Here is a 15,980-nt window from a genome sequence, read left to right on the forward strand (position 1 = left end):
GCTCGCGCGCCGGGGTGTCGCGGGCGGCCGGACACCACCGCTCCGGCACTCCGCCGAAAGGGCGTGCCCCGCAGGTGCGCCGAGGTCAGCGGGAGGCCGTAGGCTCGGGCCGAGGGGTGATCGAACGGAGGCTCGGCATGACGCTGCCGCAAGGGCGACGAAGCAGTACGTTCACGCGGCTGCTGCGGCATGGCTTCACCGACCCGTCCGCCGCGGAGCGGCTCCTCGACGACCCCGCGCTGAGCGCCGTGCGCGACGACCCGCTGCTCCTGGACGCGCTCGGCGCCACCGCCGACCCCGACCTGGCGCTGCTGGGCCTCGTCCGGCTCGTGGAGGGCCAGGACGACGACCTCGGCCGACGCGAACTGCTCGACACCCTCGTCACTGCGAAGCCTCTGCGCGACCGCCTCCTCGGCGTGCTCGGCGCCTCCGAGGCCCTCGCCGACCACCTGGCCAGGCACCCCCTGGACTGGCGGGCCCTCGTCACCTACGAATCGGCCGACCTGCACCCCGGCGTGGAGGAGTTCGAGCAGGGCCTCGCCGACGCCGTCGACCCGGTGTCGCTGCGCGTCGCCTACCGCCGCTGTCTGCTCTCCATCGCGGCGCGCGACGTGTGCGGCACGACCGACGTCGCCGAGGCGGCGGCCGAGCTCGCCGACCTCGCCACGGCGACGCTGCGGGCGGCGCTCGCCATGGCCCGCGCGGCGGCGCCAGGCGACGCCGCGCAGTGCAGGCTCGCGGTGATCGCGATGGGCAAGTGCGGCGGCCACGAGCTCAACTACGTGTCCGACGTCGACGTCATCTTCGTCGGCGAGCCCACCGACGGCGCCGACGAGGACAAGGCGATGCGCGCCGCGACCCGGCTCGCCTCGCACATGATGCGGATCTGCTCCGAGACGAACGTCGAGGGCACCATCTGGCCCGTCGACGCGAACCTCCGACCCGAGGGCCGGAACGGGCCCCTGGTCCGCACGCTCTCCAGCCACCTCGCGTACTACCAGCGCTGGGCCAAGACCTGGGAATTCCAGGCGCTCCTGAAGGCCCGCCCGGTCGCGGGCGACCTCGCGCTCGGCGAGGAGTACGTCGCCACGCTCGCGCCGCTCGTCTGGCAGGCCGCCGAGCGCGACAACTTCGTGACCGACGTGCAGAAGATGCGCCGCAGGGTCGTCGAGAACATCCCGGCCGGCGAGGTGGACCGGGAGCTGAAGCTCGGCCCCGGCGGGCTGCGCGACGTCGAATTCGCCGTGCAGATGCTGCAGTTGGTGCACGGCCGCAGCGACCGGTCGATCCGCAGCGGGTCGACGCTCGTCGCCCTCCAGGCGCTGGGCGCGGGCGGGTACGTGGGACGCGTGGACGCCGCCCAGCTCGACGACGCGTACCGCTTCCTGCGCGCCCTCGAACACCGCATCCAGCTCTACAAGCTGCGCCGCACCCACCTCGTGCCGGAGGACGACGCGGACCTGCGGCGCATCGGCCGCTCCCTGGGGATGCGCACCGAGCCGATCACCGACCTGGGCCGCGCCTGGAAGCGGCACACCTCCGTGGTGCGCCGCCTGCACGAGAAGCTCTTCTACCGCCCGCTGCTCGACGCCGTCGCCCAGCTCGCCCCCGGTGAGACACGGCTCAGCACCGAGGCGGCACGCGAACGCCTGGTCGCGCTCGGCTACGCGGACCCCAGCGCGGCGCTCAGGCACCTGGAGGCGCTGGCGTCCGGCGTGACCCGCAAGGCGGCCATCCAGCGCACCCTGCTGCCGGTCCTGCTCGGCTGGTTCGCGGACTCCGCCGACCCGGACGCGGGCCTCCTCGGCTTCCGCAAGGTGTCCGACGCGCTGGGCAAGACCCCGTGGTACCTGCGGCTGCTGCGGGACGAGGGAGCGGCGGCGGAGAACCTCGCCCGCGTCCTGTCCGCCGGGCGCCTCGCCCCCGACCTGCTGCTGCGCGCCCCCGAGGCCGTCGCGCTCCTCGGCGACCAGCGGGGTCTCGAACCGCGCGGCCGCGGCCACCTGGAGCAGGAGGTCCTGGCGGCGGTGCGCCGCGCGGACGGCGCCGAGCAGGCCGTGACGGTGGCGCGCGGGGTGCGGCGCCGCGAGCTGTTCCGTACTGCCGCGGGCGACCTCATCGGCTCGTACGGCACGGAGGACAGCCCCGCGGAGGACGATCCCGGCACGCTCGTGGACCGGGTGGGCGACGCGGTGTCGGACCTGACGGCCGCCACGATCGCGGGCACGCTGCGGGCCGTCGTCCGCGACGGCTGGGGCGACACGCTCCCCACCCGCTTCGCCGTCATCGGCATGGGCCGCTTCGGCGGGCACGAGCTGAGCTACGGCTCGGACGCGGACGTCCTCTTCGTGCACGAGCCGCGCGAGGGCGCCGACGAACAGGAGGCGGCGAAGGCCGCCGCCAGGGTCGTCGCCGAGATGCGCCGGCTGCTCCAGCTGCCGTCGGCCGACCCGCCGTTGCTCATCGACGCCGATCTGCGCCCGGAGGGCAGGAGCGGGCCGCTGGTGCGCACCCTGCGCTCGTACGAGGCGTACTACCGCCGCTGGTCCCTGGTCTGGGAGTCCCAGGCGCTGCTGCGGGCCGAGCCGGTCGCGGGGGACGAGGAGCTGGGGCGCGCCTTCATCGAGCTCGTCGACCCCCTGCGCTATCCGGCGGAGGGCCTCGGCGAGGACGCGGTCCGTGAGATCCGCCGCCTCAAGGCCCGCATGGAGGCGGAGCGGATGCCGCGCGGCGCCGACCCGACGCTGAACGCGAAGCTGGGCCGTGGCGGCCTTTCCGACGTCGAGTGGACCGTCCAGCTCCTCCAGCTGGAGCACGGCTGGGCCGAGCCCGGGCTGCGCACGACCCGCACCCGGGAGGCCCTGGCGGCGGCCTGCGCGGCGGAGCTGATCCCGACGCAGGACGCGGCGACCCTCGACGAGGCGTGGGTCCTTGCGGCCCGCGTCCGCAACGCGGTCATGCTGGTACGCGGCCGGGCGGGCGACACGTTCCCCTCCGACGGCCGGGAACTGGCGGCCGTCGCCCGCTACCTGGGATACGACCCGGGGCACGTGGGCGACATGCTGGACGACTACCGGCGCATCACGCGCAGGGCGCGAGCGGTGATGGAGGAGCGCTTCTACGGGGCGTGAGGCCGCGGGCGCCGCCCGCACTGCCCCAACAGACACGGGACACTGCCCTTGCGCCCCTGGTCCGGCGGCCGTGACATGGCGTATTCAGGAAGAGTTCGATCTGTCTGCCTGGAGGCCCCATGCGAGCCCGTGAAACCGCCCGACCCGCCGACGGCGAGCGAGCCGGCCGCGCACCGGCCCGTCCCGCCGCGTCGCCGTCGAGCGCAGGCGGCAGCATGAGCGCCCAGGAGATCCGGGCACTGCAGCGCAGCGCGGGCAACGCGGCCGTAGTCCAGGCGGTGCAGCGCTCCGCCGTCCACGACGTGCTCCGCGGCGGCGGGCGGCCGCTCGACACGGGAACCCGCACCGACATGGAGGCCCGCCTCGGCGCGGACTTCTCCGACGTCCGCGTCCACGACGACAGTGCGGCCAAGGCCTCCGCGGCCGAGGTCGGCGCCCGCGCCTACACCTCCGGCAGCCATGTCGTCATCGGCGAGGGCGGCGCGGACCGCCACACGCTCGCCCACGAGCTGACGCACGTCATCCAGCAGCGCCAGGGCCCGGTCGCGGGCACCGACCACGGCAACGGGCTCCGCGTGTCGGACCCGTCCGACCGGTTCGAGCGCGAGGCCGAGGCGAACGCCCACCGGGTCCTGTCGGGCCCGGCGCCCGAGGCCCACACGGAGGCGGCCCCGGAAGGACACACGGCCGCAGAGGCCACGGTCCAGCGCGCCCCAGGCACCCAGACGGCCCCGCGGGTGGACTGGAACCAGCTCCTGGACACCATCGTCGGCCAGGACCGTTCGCTCGGCGGCTTCCAGTTCGGGTCCGAGTGCCGGAACAACGGCGGCAACAACCTCATCTCCCGGCCCGTGGAGGTCACCGTCACGGCAGGCGGCACCACCGCCCGCCTGGCCGTCCACCTCAATGTGATGCTCACCAGCGGCGGCGAGGTGCGGGACCGCAAGACCGGCGACTCCACGGCGTCGATCAGGGGCTCCCTCTTCCACCTGACGGCCCGCCCGATGGCCGGCCAGAACCTGATCCACGAAGCGGGCGCGTCCAGCCTCACGGCGATGGAGTCCATCCACGTGGGCCGCAACAACGCCGACGGCTGGAACAACCGCCCCGGCAACACCCAGGCCCTGGCCGACGCTGTCGACGTGCCCCGCGAGGCACTCCTCGCCGCGCTGGACGGCAGGTACCCGCACAGCGGCATCGAAGGCCTGATCGAGCAGTTCAAGAAGGACGTCGGCCGCGCCGTGATCCACGGCCTGGCCCCGGAGGTCGTCCACGTGAACTGGGACGGCGACGAGTCGTTCAAGTAGGGCCGGGGCGGCCCTGCGCCGCCACCTCGCGCGGCAGCGCGTAGGGCATCGAGCCGTACCAGAGGCGGGCCACCGCGAAGCCGAAGGCCAGGCAGATCATGCCGCCGACCGCGTCGAGCCAGAAGTGGTTGGCGGTGGCCACGATGACGACGAGTGTCGCGACGGGGTACAGAAGGCCGAGCACCTTGGCCCACGGCACCGAGGCCAGGGCGAAGATGGTCAGGCCGCACCACAGGGACCAGCCGATGTGCATCGACGGCATCGCCGCGTACTGGTTCGACATGTTCTTGAGGTCGCCGGAGGCCATCGAGCCCCACGTCTGGTGGACGACCACCGTGTCGATGAAGTGGGTGCCGTTCATCAGGCGGGGCGGGGCCAGCGGGTAGAAGTAGTAGCCGAGCAGGGCCACCGCCGTCGTCGCGAAGAGGACGAGGCGCGTGGCCGCGTACCGCCCCGGATGCTTGCGGAAGAGCCACACCAGGACGCCGAGCGTCACGACGAAGTGCAGGGTGGCGTAGTAGTAGTTCATGCCGACGATGAGCCATGTCACCGAGTCGACGGCGTGGTTGACGCTCTTCTCGAAGGCGGCCCCCAGGTCGTTCTCGACGCGCCAGATCCAGTCCGCGTTGCTCAGCGCCTGCGACTTCTGCTCCGGCACGGCGTTGCGGATCAGTGAGTACGTCCAGTAACTGACCGCGATCAGCAGGATCTCGAACCACAGACGGGGGCGGCGGGGTGTTCGGAGCCGACGGAAACGACGCAGCACGTTCCGCCCATTGCGGCCGTTTTCCTCGTCCGCGATGGGTGATGCAGCGGGCCTTTCCTGGCCCTCAAGTGTCGTCACGGTCGTCTCACCCATAGGGACAGAGTCTGCCAGATCCCCACCCTTCGACCGATCATCCCTTGGTCCCGTTCGTACCGCATTCTCTACGCCGCAGGAAGGAGGCCGCGTCCCTGAGGTGACCCTAGGGGCGCCTGGGGCCCGATGCCGTTGAACCCCGAACCACCAGTTCGGGCATGAAGACGAATTCGCCGGGCGGCGCGGGGGTCCCGCCGATCTCCTCCAGGAGCGTCCGCACCGCTGCCTGACCCATCGCGGGCACCGGCTTGCGCACCGTGGTCAGCGGCGGGTCCGTGAACGCGATCAGCGGCGAGTCGTCGAAGCCGACCACCGAGACGTCGTCGGGGACCTCCAGGCCGCGCTGTCGCGCCGCCCGTATCGCCCCGAGCGCCATCATGTCGCTCGCGCACGCCACGGCCGTGCAGCCGCGGTCCAGGAGCGTCGAGGCCGCGGCCTGACCGCCCTCCAGCGTGTACAGGGAGTGCTGGACCAGTTCCGCCTCGACGGCGTCGGGGGACAGGCCCAGCTGGTCCCGCATCGTGCGGACGAAGCCCTCGATCTTCCGCTGCACGGGCACGAACCGCTTCGGACCGAGGGCGAGCCCGATGCGTGTATGACCCAGGGAGACGAGGTGGGTCACCGCGAGGCGCATCGCCGCGCGGTCGTCCGGCGAGACGGACGGCGCCTGCACCTTCGGCGAGAAGCCGTCCACCAGCACGAACGGGACGCCCTGTGCCCGCAGCTGTTCGTAGCGGTGCATGTCGGCGGAGGTGTCCGCGTGCAGCCCCGAGACGAAGATGATCCCGGCGACCCCGCGGTCGACCAGCATCTCGGTCAGCTCGTCCTCCGTGGACCCGCCGGGGGTCTGCGTGGCCAGCACCGGCGTATACCCCTGCCGGGTCAGGGCCTGCCCGACGACCTGCGCGAGCGCGGGGAATATCGGGTTCTCCAGCTCCGGCGTGATCAGCCCGATCAGGCCCTCGCTGCGTCGGCGCAGGCGCACCGGGCGTTCGTAGCCGAGCACGTCGAGCGCGGCGAGCACGGACTGGCGGGTGCCCGCGGCGACGCCCGGCTTGCCGTTGAGCACGCGGCTTACTGTCGCTTCGCTGACCCCCGCCTGGGCTGCGATGTCGGCTAGCCGTGCGGTCACAGGATCGGACTGTACCGGTCGTGCGTCAGGCTGCCCACCAGACGGCCGAATCCGCCGGGAGCACGGTCCGCCCGGCGCCGGGCGCGACCTCCGTGCTGGCGAGGAGCGGCGTGCCGGGCGTCGGCAGCGCGACGGGCGAGGCGGAGAGGTTCACCGTGCACACGAACGAACCGGCGGAGGTGACACGGCGGAAGGCCAGGACGCCGTCCGGCGCGGGCAGCCACGTGATGTCGCGGCCCGCCCCGAGCGCCGGATGCGCGCGGCGCACGGCCAGCGCACGGCGGTAGAACTCCAGCGTCGACGCCGGATCGCCCGACTGCGCGGCCACCGAGAGCTCCTTCCAGGAGTCCGGCTGCGGCAGCCAGGTCGGGCCGTCCTCGTGGGGCCCGAAGCCGAACGGGGCGCGCTCCCCGGACCACGGCAGCGGCACCCGGCAGCCGTCCCGCGTGCCGTCCTGCCCCGCGCTGCGGAAGAACGCCGGGTCCTGGCGCACCTCGTCCGGCAGCTCCGTCACCTCGGGCAGCCCGAGCTCCTCGCCCTGGTACAGATACGCGGAGCCGGGCAGCGCCAGCATCAGCAGCGTGGCCGCCCGCGCCCGGCGCAGCCCGTGGGCCCCGGCGCCGTCGGCGAAGCGCGTCGCGTGCCGTACGACGTCGTGGTTGGAGAGCACCCAGGTGGCGGGCGCGTCCACGGCGTTCATCGCGGCGAGGGAGCGGTCGATGACGGCGCGCAGCGCGACCGCGTCCCAGCCGGTCGTCAGGTACTCGAAGTTGAAGGCCTGGTGCAGCTCGCCGCAGCGCAGGTACCGCGCGCTGCGCTCGACCGTCGGGGTCCACGCCTCGGCGACGGCGATCCGCCGCCCCCTGTCCCCCTCCCCGTACTCGTCGAGGATCCCGCGCCAGTCGCGGTAGATCTCGTGCACGCCGTCCTGGTCGAAGTACGGCACGGCCTGCTTGCCGAGGAGCTTGACCTGCTCCGCGTGGCCGATGTCCGGCAGGCCCGCCGCCTTGACCAGGCCGTGCGCGACGTCGATGCGGAAGCCGTCGACGCCGAGGTCGAGCCAGAAGCGCAGGACGGAGCGGAACTCGTCGTGGACGTCCGGGTGCTCCCAGTTGAAGTCGGGCTGCTCGGGCGCGAAGAGGTGGAGGTACCACTGCCCGTCCTCGACCCGGGTCCAGGCCGGGCCGCCGAAGACGGACTCCCAGTCGTTCGGGGGCAGTTCGCCGTCCGCGCCCCGCCCCGGCCGGAACAGGAAGCGGTCGCGGGCCGCGGAGCCGGGGCCCTCGCGCAGCGCCCGCTCGAACCACTCGTGCCGGTCGGAGCAGTGGTTGGGCACGATGTCGACGATGACGCGCAGACCGAGCGCGTGCGCCTCGCCGATGAGGCCGTCGGCGTCGGTGAGGGTGCCGAACATCGGGTCGACGGCGCGGTAGTCCGCCACGTCGTACCCGGCGTCGGCCTGCGGCGACGCATAGAAGGGGGAGAGCCAGACGGCGTCCACGCCCAGGTCGCGCAGGTACGGCAGGCGCGCCGTGATGCCGGGCAGGTCGCCCATGCCGTCGCCGTTCCCGTCGGCGAAGCTGCGCGGGTAGACCTGGTAGATGACGGCGTCGCGCCACCACTCTCCTGCGGGTGAGGAATCGGTGGCGGGCGCGGCGGTGACGTTCTGGGTCATGTGGTCCCTCAGGACGGGCGGGGCGGTCGGACTCTCCGGTAGAACGCCCGGCGGAACACGAAGGTCACGAGGGTGTCCCCCGCACCGGTGGCGTCACGGACCGGGCGAGCGGACAGCCGGGGACCCCGGTTCGGTCGCGCGGCGTACGCACCAAATGCACCAGGCGCGCCGGGCGGGCCGCAGATTCTACCGGCAAGTCCCCCTCGTACCACGAAAGTTCCCGGAGCTTCACCGATCCCGGTCGGAGCCGCACGCCATCTCCCGCCGGGTGCGCCGGAGCGCTAACTTGGTCGGGCAGGCCTGCGGGAGGTCTGCCCCACCAGCCCCAAAGGGGCCCCGTGTGAGCGCGAAAGCCAAAGCAGGCACCACGATCCTGGTCGTGGACGACGTCGCCGCCAGTCGGTATGCGCTGGGTGCGGTCCTGCGCAGGGACGGCCACCGCGTCGTCCTCGCCGCCAGCGCGGGCGACGCCCTCATCGAGCTCGACGTGCGCCGCCGCGCGGGACGGCTGCCCGACGTGGCGCTCGTCGACGTCGGCCTGCCGGACATGAGCGGCTTCGACCTGTGCCGCCGCCTCAAGGAGTCGCCGCCGTTCGCCGCCCTGCCCGTCGTGCACTTCTCGGCCGCCCGGATAGCCCCCGCCGACCGGTGCCGCGGCCTGGACGCGGGCGGCGAGGCCTATCTGACGGTGCCCGCCGAACCGGAGGAGATCCAGGCCGTCGTGCGGGCCGCGGCCCGCGGCGCACGCCACCGCAGCGACGCCGAGGCGCAGGCCGGACATCTCACCCGGCTCGCCGAGACCATCCTCGCCGTGCACTCCGCCCGCTGCCCGCGCGAGCTCGCCGAGGCCGCCGCGGTCGGCACGGCCCGCCTCACCCACGGCCCCGCCGCGGCCTTCGTCATCGGCGACGACGGCGAGCTCCACCGCAGCCTGTCCCGGCGCAGGGCCACCGCCGCACTGCCCGACGAGGGCGCGCACGACGCGGTGGTGCGCCTGATCCAGCGCCGCATGACGGGCCACGTCGGCGTGCACGACACCGTCGTGCACGCGCCCCTGTGGCCGGCGGGCTTCTTCCACGCCGAGCCGTCCGACGGCACCGGGCGCCCCGTCGGGGCCCGCCTCGCCCTGGCCCGCGCCCACGAAGGGGCCGCGCCCGTCTGCCTCGCCACACCCGTGTACGACCAAGGACCCGCGCCCGGCACCGGGCGGTTCGTGGGGCGGCTCGCCCACGCCACCGCGGTCGCCGCCGAACGACTGCTGATGTACGAGATGGAACGCCACATCGCCCTCACCCTCCAGCGCAGCTTCCTGCCCGCGCACGTGCCGCAGACCCCCGGCACCGAAGTCGTCGTCCGCTATGAACCCGCCACCCGCGACACGGAGATCGGCGGCGACTTCTACGCCTCGCTCGACACCCCGCAAGGCCTCCTCACCGGCATCGGCGACGTCGTCGGCCACTCCCTGGACGCCGCCACCGTCATGGTCGAGATCCGGCACGCGCTGCGCGCCTACTGCATAGAGGACCCCGACCCCCGGACCCTCGCCCGCCGCCTCGACGGCATGCTGCAGCGCTACCACCCCGAGGTGACGGCCACCCTCTGCCTGGCCCTCGTCGACCCCGTCACCGGACGCATCCGCGTCGCCAACGCCGGGCACATCCCGCCCCTCGTGGTCGGCGACGACGGCACCGCCCACTACCTCCGGGCGAGCGGCCCGCTGCTCGGCCTCGGCCTGGACAGGCCGCCGCTCACCGAGTCGGTCCTGCGCCCCACGGACCGGCTCCTCCTGGTCACCGACGGCCTCATCGAGACCCGCGGCACCGACCTCGCCGAGTCCATGGAGCACCTGCGCACGGTCGCGGCCGAAGCGCCCCTGGGTGTCGCGGCCCTCTGCGACACCCTGCTCGCCTGCCTGGGCCACGGCCGCGACGACGACATCGCGCTCCTCGCCATGCGGCTGCGCGCGGACGGCTAGGGCCTGTCCGGCGGGTCATGGCGCGGGGCGCGGGGTCTGGCACGCCCCTCTTCGGCGTTGTCGTCGGTTTGATCCGCCGGACAGGCCCTAGCCGAGCGGCCTCTCCATGAGCAGCACGCCGTACGGGGCGCCGTCCGCGGCGACCTTGTCCGCCAGTTCGCCGACGACCGCGTAACCGGCCTCTTCGTAGTACGTGTGCAGGCGGGGGTTGGTCGTCACGACGTCCAGGCGGCTCAGTTCGCGGCCCGCCGCCGCGATCCGGCGCTCGGCGTCCCGGAGCAGCGACCGGCCCGTGCCCGCGGGCGCCCCGCGCCGCGTCATCAGCCGGTGCACGTACCCGGCGACCGGCGGCTGCGCGCCCCACGCCTGTTCGTCGGTCCACCACAGCTCGTACGCGCCGAGGACCCCTGACCCGTCGTACGCGAGCCACACCTCCGCGGCCGAGGAGCCGATCACCCGCTCGAAGTGCCGTTCGTCCTTGGCGCCCGGCTGCCACTGGTCGATGCCGTGGTCCAGCATCCAGCGGGCCGCGCCCTCATAGAGGCCGACGAGAAGGGCCGCGTCGTCGATGTCCGCGCCGCGGAAGGTGAGTTGTGCTGTCATGGGGCCAGTGTGGCAAGCCGTTCGAGGAGCTCCGCGAACGGGCCGTCGGCCGGCTCCGAGGCGAGGACCTCGCGCAGCAGCGCCGCCATCCCCTCGTCGTAGGCGGCGCTCACCGCGGCCAGCGCCGCGAAGTCGTGCACCAGCTGCAGCTCCAGCTCCGCGCGCGGAATGCGGCGGCCGTCCAGCCAGATCAGCGCCGTCGACTCGGCGAGGGAGATCCACGACCGCACGACGAGTTCGAGCCTGGCCGAGGGCTCCGTGACGTCGAGCTGGAAGAGGACCTGCTCGTACGCCGCCTGGCGCACCGAGTCGACCAGCGCGTTCGTCGTCGAGGAGCCGACCGCGGGGCCGCCCCGCATCAGCGCGGAGAAACCGGGCCCGTGTTCGTCGACGAAGGAGAAGAAGCGGCCCATCACCCGCAACAGGCGCGCCCCGGGCGGCCCTTCGCGCGGCTCCACGAACCGGCCCGCCAGATCCTCCGCCGCACGGCGCAACGCCGCCTCGTACAGGCTGAGTTTGCCGGGGAAGTAGTGGTAGACCAGCGGGCGCGAGATGCCCGCGGCCACTGCTATCTCGTCGATGGACACATCGTCGGGCGAGCGGTGGCTGAACAGTTCGAGCGCGACCCCGATCAACTGCTGCCGCCGCTCCTCGACACCCATCCTGCGGCGCACCCCGGTTGTCATGCGAACACCTTACCGAGCAGAACCGGCCCCGCGCCGGGCCGGTCCGGGTCCGTCCCCGGGCGCCCGCCTCACATGTCCAGGACGAGCCGCTCGCCGCGCGCCCGGGAGACGCAGATGAGCATGGAGTCCGCCCGCTCGTCGTCCGTGAGCAGTTCGTCGCGGTGGTCGATCTCCCCTTCCACGACGCGCTGTTGGCACGTTCCGCAGAATCCCTGCTGGCAGCTGTACGCGGTGTTGGGCAGCTCGGCGCGGACGGCGGCGAGCACCGTGGTGTCCGCGGCGACCGCCACCGTGCGTCCGCTGCGCCGCAGTTCGACCTCGAATGCGGCGTTGCCGTCGGTGGAGGTGCGTGGCGTGAACCTTTCCAGGTGCAGCGAGCAGCCGTCGGGCAGGATGGCGTCGACGGCGTCCATCAGGGCCTCGGGCCCGCACACGTGGACGGCCGCGCCCCGCGGGGTCCCGTCCAGGAAGGCGGCCAGGTCCGGCAGCCCGGCCTCGTCCTCGGCGACCACGGTCACCTGCCCGCGCCCGGCGCCGCCGAGCTTCTCCACCTCTTCGAGGAATGGCATCGACGCACGGGAACGCCCCCCGTACAGCAGCCGCCACCGCGCCCCGGCCGCCTCGACGGCCCGCAGCATCGGCAGGATCGGGGTGATCCCGATGCCGCCCGCCACGAACACGTACGACGCCGCGTCGGCCAGCGGGAAGCGGTTGCGCGGCCCGCGCACCTCGACCTCGGCGCCCTCGCCGAGCTGCTCGTGCACCTCGCGCGAGCCGCCCCTGCCGCCCTGGTCGGCCGGGATCAGCCGGGTCGCGACGGTGTACGAGGAGGAGTCCTCGGGGTCGCCGCAGAGCGAGTACTGCCGCACGAGCCCCGAGGGCAGCACGATGTCGAGGTGGGCGCCGGGCTGCCAGGGCGGCAGGTCCGTCCCCTCCAGGCGCAGTTGTACGACTCCGTCGGCGACGGTCTCGTGCCGGGCGACGCGCAGCCGCAGGGCCCGGGAGCGGGGCTGCCCGGAGATCGGCTCCTCCAGGGCGGGCAGCGGCCACAGCGGGGAGGTCTCGATGCGGCGGCGCAGGGCCCGCCTGGTGAGCAGGGCGACGCCCGCGACGAGGGCGACGGTGCGGATGCGGGGCATGTCAGACGGTCCCCTTCTCGGCGGCGAGCGCGGCGACGGCGGCGGGCGAGGCGGCGAGATAGGCGGCGGCCTGCTCCGTGCTGCCCTCCTGCGAGGGGTGGTAGGCCCGGCTGAGGTAGCGGGGGATGGAGCGGATCATGTCGCCGGTCGACGGCAGGGTCCCTGCCCGTCCGCTCCGGTAGAAGTCCTTGAAGCTGGCCTTGCCGTCGACGAGCGTCGGGTCGTTCTCCATGAAGAACCGCGCCCCGCGCTGCCAGAGGAAGACCAGGGCGCCGAACGCCGTCGCCCAGGTCCTGGCCCGGCGCCGGTAGCCGCCGTCGACGTGCATGAACAGCTCGAAGGCGACGGACCGGTGCTCGACCTCCTCCGCGCCGTGCCAGCGCAGCAGGTCCAGCATCGTGGGGTCGGCGCCCCTGCGGTCCAGCTCCTCGGCGTTGAGCACCCAGTTGCCGAGGAACGCGGTGTAGTGCTCGATGGCCGCGATGATCGCGACGCGCTCCATCAGCCACCACTGGCGCGGCTTGCCGGGCGGCAGCGTCCGGTCGCCGAGCAGCTTCTCGAAGAGCCAGTCCACCTGGGCGGTGTACGGCGTCGGGTCGAGCCCCTGCTCCTTGAGGTGCGGAAGCACCTCGTCGTGGGCCTGCGAGTGCATGGCTTCCTGCCCGATGAACCCGATGACGTCCTCGCGCAGTCTGTCGTCCCGGATCAGCGGCAGGACCTGCTTGTAGACGTGCACGAACCAGCGCTCACCGGCGGGCAGCAGCAGGTGCAGCACGTTGATGGTGTGCGTGGTGAACGGGTCGTTCGGGAGCCAGTGGAGCGGGGTGTTCTCCCAGGAGAAGGAGACGTTGCGTGCCTTGAGCGCGATGTGCTCGGACGCGACGGGCTCGGGCGCCCGGCTCTGCGTATTAGACATGGCGTCAATGTACTGATGGGTAGTTCAGCGGTACAGGGGTGTGCGCGGGTAACTTCCGTCAGCGCAGTGTCGTGACCTTCGTTCCGTCGGCCAGCCGGCCGGTGAGCCGGGCCTTCGTGGACCGCTCGGTCCGCGCGGCCAGGACATTGCCCACCGCGCGCTCGCCGCCGGACGCGGTGACGGACGTGACGTTCTTGCTGCCCGCGCCCAGGAGGTACCAGGCGCCCGCCCGGGACTTCCACAGGACGCCCGCCAGGACCTTCGGGTCGCGGCTGCCGCAGGCGGGGGAGTCCTCGGCCTTGGCGGCGACGGCGCCCGCGGGCCCGTCGGAGGTCTGGAACTGGGCGAGGATCCGGCTGCCCTCGCCCCGCCAGGTGTCGGCGCGGGTGCAGACCCAGTCGGCTGCGCCGTTGGCCTCGGGCAGGGCCTGACGGGCGTACGTCCATGAGTTCACGGAGCGGACGCCGTGCGAGCGCACCGTGGCGAGGGAGCACGCGGACTTCGACCACTCCGCGGGCGTGGCCTCGCGCGGGGCCTGCGGGCGGCCCGCGGTCAGATGGGCGGGGACGAGCTCGCCGAGGTCGGTCGACATGCGCACCGCGCCGGAGCTCTCGCGCAGCCGCAGCGCGTTCCACGAGGTGCACGCGCCGGACTGCACGGGACCCGCGAAGGGGTCGGTGACGCCGTCCGCGGAGCGGTGCAGCGCGACGGCCTTGGCGGCGGGCTTCAACAGGTCCTGCACCGCCGCGGCCTTGATCCACGGAGCCGTCAGATAGCGGATGTTCCCGTCGGCGCGGTCGACGACGACGGCGTTCGCCTCGGTGCCGGTCGCGCCGTCCACACGCGCGAAGTCGAGTGCCGCGCCGCCGGTGCCCTCCTTCGGCTCGGCGTACCGCACGATGCGCAGGCCGTCGTAGAGCAGCACCACGCGCGCGGAGTCGACCTCGCCCGCGTAGAGCAGCCTGGCCGGTCCGGGCGGCGCTCCGGCGGCGGTGCCCGGCGTCGCGGAGACCTGCACGGATTCGCCGGGGCGGGCCCAGACGGCGAGGGCGCGGCGGAGCAGTCCCTTGTCGCCGACCAGGTTGCCCCGCGCGGGCCATACGGAGAAGTCGGTACGAGCGGAACGTTTCCACGCCCCCACGGAGGCCGTCGTCAGCTGTCCCGGATCGAGGGCGGCCTGCCCGGCGGGATTCTGCGCATAGGGCGGGGCGGCGGCGCCGTCGGGCCCCCACCCGTCGCCCGGCAGCCCGAGCAGCGCCCCGCAGACCAGAACGGCGACCGCCGCGATGCCCGCGGCCTTCATGTGCTGCCTGCGCCGCATCAGGTCGGTCGGCCTGGCCTGGAGGGAGCAGGGGTCGAACTCGGGGGACCCCAGCAGTTCGTACCGGGCCTCGACGCCGTCGGCCTCGTCCAGGGCGTCCTCGGGGTCGTCGCAGCCCGCGGCGGCGAGCACGGCGCACACGCCGTCGTCGTCGAGCCCTTCGAGCCCGCGGAGTACGTAGGCCGCGCGGGCGGCACCCGAGAGGGCGGACAGGCACTGATCCAGGGCGAGTTCGTCGGCCCCGCCCGAGCGCGGGAAGAGCCGCAGACCCCGGACGTGCGGCAGCAGCGGCGGCAGTTGGGCCCGCTTGGGCCAGGAGTTCCACCGCAGGGGGAGCCCGGCGTCGAGCGAGCCGCACAGCACCTGGAGCCGCACGTACGCATAGGCGGGATCACCGAGCGCCCGCGCCCCGTCGCCCTCGCCGCCGCCTCCCCGCTGGCCCGGGACGGCCGCTTCGCCCGTCCTGCGGCTGCGGGGCAGGGCGCGCTGGGTCAGCGCGTGGGCGGTCAGGACCCGGCGGTTGCGGCCGAGGCTGGGTGGCAGCACGAGATACGCGAGCCGGACGAGCCGCGGGTAGTGCTCGACGAGGGCGGCCTCGGCCTGCTCCACGTCGACCACCGGGGTGGGGCGGCTGGACTTCGGGGACTTCGACGGAGACTGCACATTCGACGACACGTTCAGCAAAACGAGCGAATCGTCGGATGGTCACCTCATGCCGGGCCGTCCGCCACGAGCTCGCGGGCGTAATTGGCCATGGACCTCTGGTAGCGCGGCAGGTGGGGGGCGAGGGCGCCGAGCACGAGGGCGAGGCCTTCGCGCTCGCGGCCTAGGTCGGCGAGGCACAGGGCGAGGCAGGCGCGCAGCGCGTCCTCCAACTCACCCTTGCCCTCCCCCTTCTCCAGTTCGGCGGTGAGCAGGGCGGCGCCCTCTTCGGCCCGGCCGATGTTCCGCAGCGAGCTGGCGAGCTGGACGGCGGTGCGGCGGCTGCGGTAGCCGTCCAGGCCGCGCTCCAGGGCCTCCTGGTACAGGGGCACGGCCCGGTCCGAGTGGCCCGTGGAGTCGAAGGCGCAGGCCCGCTCGAAGAGTCCGACGGGGTGCCCTTCCGGCAACTCGTCGGCGAGCCCGTCGATCACCGCGCGAAACTCTTCGGCCCCGTCCTCCCCGTAGGAGTCCAGCGCCGCCCAAGCCGCGTCGACCCGCGTCTCCCAATCCGCATCCATCCCCCCACCCTGACAC

The 15,980-nt window shown here is 73.5% G+C and carries 12 protein-coding genes; 3 read left to right on the forward strand and 9 right to left on the reverse strand.

Annotation, left to right across the window (positions count from 1 at the left end; translation table 11 throughout):
• Nucleotides 1-137: 137 nt before the first annotated feature.
• Together AOK03_RS10400 and AOK03_RS45165 are read left to right on the forward strand one after the other, a co-directional pair.
• Nucleotides 138-3,131, forward strand: a complete 2,994-nt coding sequence (locus tag AOK03_RS10400; RefSeq protein WP_055564905.1) for a bifunctional [glutamine synthetase] adenylyltransferase/[glutamine synthetase]-adenylyl-L-tyrosine phosphorylase — start codon at nucleotides 138-140, stop codon at nucleotides 3,129-3,131.
• Nucleotides 3,132-3,346: 215 nt separating this feature from the next.
• On the forward strand, nucleotides 3,347-4,438 hold the full coding sequence (locus tag AOK03_RS45165) for an eCIS core domain-containing protein (RefSeq protein WP_244177555.1): 1,092 nt from the start codon (nucleotides 3,347-3,349) through the stop codon (nucleotides 4,436-4,438).
• On the opposite strand, the gene AOK03_RS10410 is transcribed toward AOK03_RS45165, so the two are convergent.
• The 3 genes from AOK03_RS10410 to AOK03_RS10420 form a co-directional block, all read right to left on the reverse strand.
• Nucleotides 4,431-5,297: a phosphatase PAP2 family protein gene (locus tag AOK03_RS10410; protein ID WP_055564893.1), complete on the reverse strand. Its 867-nt coding sequence runs from the start codon at nucleotides 5,295-5,297 to the stop codon at nucleotides 4,431-4,433. The two genes, AOK03_RS45165 and AOK03_RS10410, sit on opposite strands and share 8 nt — an antisense overlap.
• A 106-nt stretch (nucleotides 5,298-5,403) precedes the next feature.
• Complete coding sequence (locus tag AOK03_RS10415) at nucleotides 5,404-6,429, reverse strand: LacI family DNA-binding transcriptional regulator (protein ID WP_055564894.1); 1,026 nt, start codon at nucleotides 6,427-6,429, stop codon at nucleotides 5,404-5,406.
• A 25-nt stretch (nucleotides 6,430-6,454) separates the two neighbouring features.
• Complete coding sequence (locus AOK03_RS10420) at nucleotides 6,455-8,104, reverse strand: glycoside hydrolase family 13 protein (RefSeq protein WP_055564895.1); 1,650 nt, start codon at nucleotides 8,102-8,104, stop codon at nucleotides 6,455-6,457.
• A gap of 340 nt (nucleotides 8,105-8,444) precedes the next feature.
• Between AOK03_RS10420 and AOK03_RS10425 the strand changes: the two genes are divergently transcribed.
• The gene (locus tag AOK03_RS10425; protein WP_055564896.1) at nucleotides 8,445-10,079 is read left to right on the forward strand and encodes a fused response regulator/phosphatase; all 1,635 of its coding nucleotides are present in this window, start codon (nucleotides 8,445-8,447) and stop codon (nucleotides 10,077-10,079) included.
• A gap of 87 nt (nucleotides 10,080-10,166) precedes the next feature.
• On the opposite strand, the gene AOK03_RS10430 is transcribed toward AOK03_RS10425, so the two are convergent.
• The 6 genes from AOK03_RS10430 to AOK03_RS10455 form a co-directional block, all read right to left on the reverse strand.
• Nucleotides 10,167-10,682: a GNAT family N-acetyltransferase gene (locus AOK03_RS10430; RefSeq protein ID WP_055564897.1), complete on the reverse strand. Its 516-nt coding sequence runs from the start codon at nucleotides 10,680-10,682 to the stop codon at nucleotides 10,167-10,169.
• Nucleotides 10,679-11,368 (reverse strand): TetR/AcrR family transcriptional regulator, encoded by a 690-nt coding sequence (locus tag AOK03_RS10435; protein WP_055564898.1) that lies wholly within the window; start codon nucleotides 11,366-11,368, stop codon nucleotides 10,679-10,681. The genes AOK03_RS10430 and AOK03_RS10435 overlap by 4 nt, the downstream gene beginning before the upstream one ends.
• A gap of 68 nt (nucleotides 11,369-11,436) precedes the next feature.
• Nucleotides 11,437-12,507, reverse strand: a complete 1,071-nt coding sequence (locus tag AOK03_RS10440; RefSeq protein WP_055564899.1) for a PDR/VanB family oxidoreductase — start codon at nucleotides 12,505-12,507, stop codon at nucleotides 11,437-11,439.
• A 1-nt stretch (nucleotide 12,508) separates the two neighbouring features.
• Nucleotides 12,509-13,423, reverse strand: a complete 915-nt coding sequence (locus AOK03_RS10445; RefSeq protein ID WP_055564900.1) for a metal-dependent hydrolase — start codon at nucleotides 13,421-13,423, stop codon at nucleotides 12,509-12,511.
• 58 nt (nucleotides 13,424-13,481) lie between these two features.
• Complete coding sequence (locus AOK03_RS10450) at nucleotides 13,482-15,407, reverse strand: hypothetical protein (RefSeq protein ID WP_107097971.1); 1,926 nt, start codon at nucleotides 15,405-15,407, stop codon at nucleotides 13,482-13,484.
• Nucleotides 15,408-15,454: 47 nt separating this feature from the next.
• The gene (locus AOK03_RS10455; RefSeq protein WP_055564902.1) at nucleotides 15,455-15,964 is read right to left on the reverse strand and encodes a tetratricopeptide repeat protein; all 510 of its coding nucleotides are present in this window, start codon (nucleotides 15,962-15,964) and stop codon (nucleotides 15,455-15,457) included.
• Nucleotides 15,965-15,980 lie beyond the last annotated feature (16 nt).

The organism is Streptomyces atriruber (assembly GCF_001418325.1).
GTDB classification, from domain to species: domain Bacteria; phylum Actinomycetota; class Actinomycetes; order Streptomycetales; family Streptomycetaceae; genus Streptomyces; species Streptomyces atriruber.

Coding starts and splice junctions, on each gene's coding strand:
- AOK03_RS10400 (WP_055564905.1), top strand. CDS start 138: ATGACGCTGCCGCAAGGGCGACGAAGCAGTACGTTCACGCGGCTGCTG.
- AOK03_RS45165 (WP_244177555.1), top strand. CDS start 3,347: ATGAGCGCCCAGGAGATCCGGGCACTGCAGCGCAGCGCGGGCAACGCG.
- AOK03_RS10410 (WP_055564893.1), bottom strand. CDS start 5,297: ATGGGTGAGACGACCGTGACGACACTTGAGGGCCAGGAAAGGCCCGCT.
- AOK03_RS10420 (WP_055564895.1), bottom strand. CDS start 8,104: ATGACCCAGAACGTCACCGCCGCGCCCGCCACCGATTCCTCACCCGCA.
- AOK03_RS10430 (WP_055564897.1), bottom strand. CDS start 10,682: ATGACAGCACAACTCACCTTCCGCGGCGCGGACATCGACGACGCGGCC.
- AOK03_RS10435 (WP_055564898.1), bottom strand. CDS start 11,368: ATGACAACCGGGGTGCGCCGCAGGATGGGTGTCGAGGAGCGGCGGCAG.
- AOK03_RS10440 (WP_055564899.1), bottom strand. CDS start 12,507: ATGCCCCGCATCCGCACCGTCGCCCTCGTCGCGGGCGTCGCCCTGCTC.
- AOK03_RS10445 (WP_055564900.1), bottom strand. CDS start 13,423: ATGTCTAATACGCAGAGCCGGGCGCCCGAGCCCGTCGCGTCCGAGCAC.
- AOK03_RS10455 (WP_055564902.1), bottom strand. CDS start 15,964: ATGGATGCGGATTGGGAGACGCGGGTCGACGCGGCTTGGGCGGCGCTG.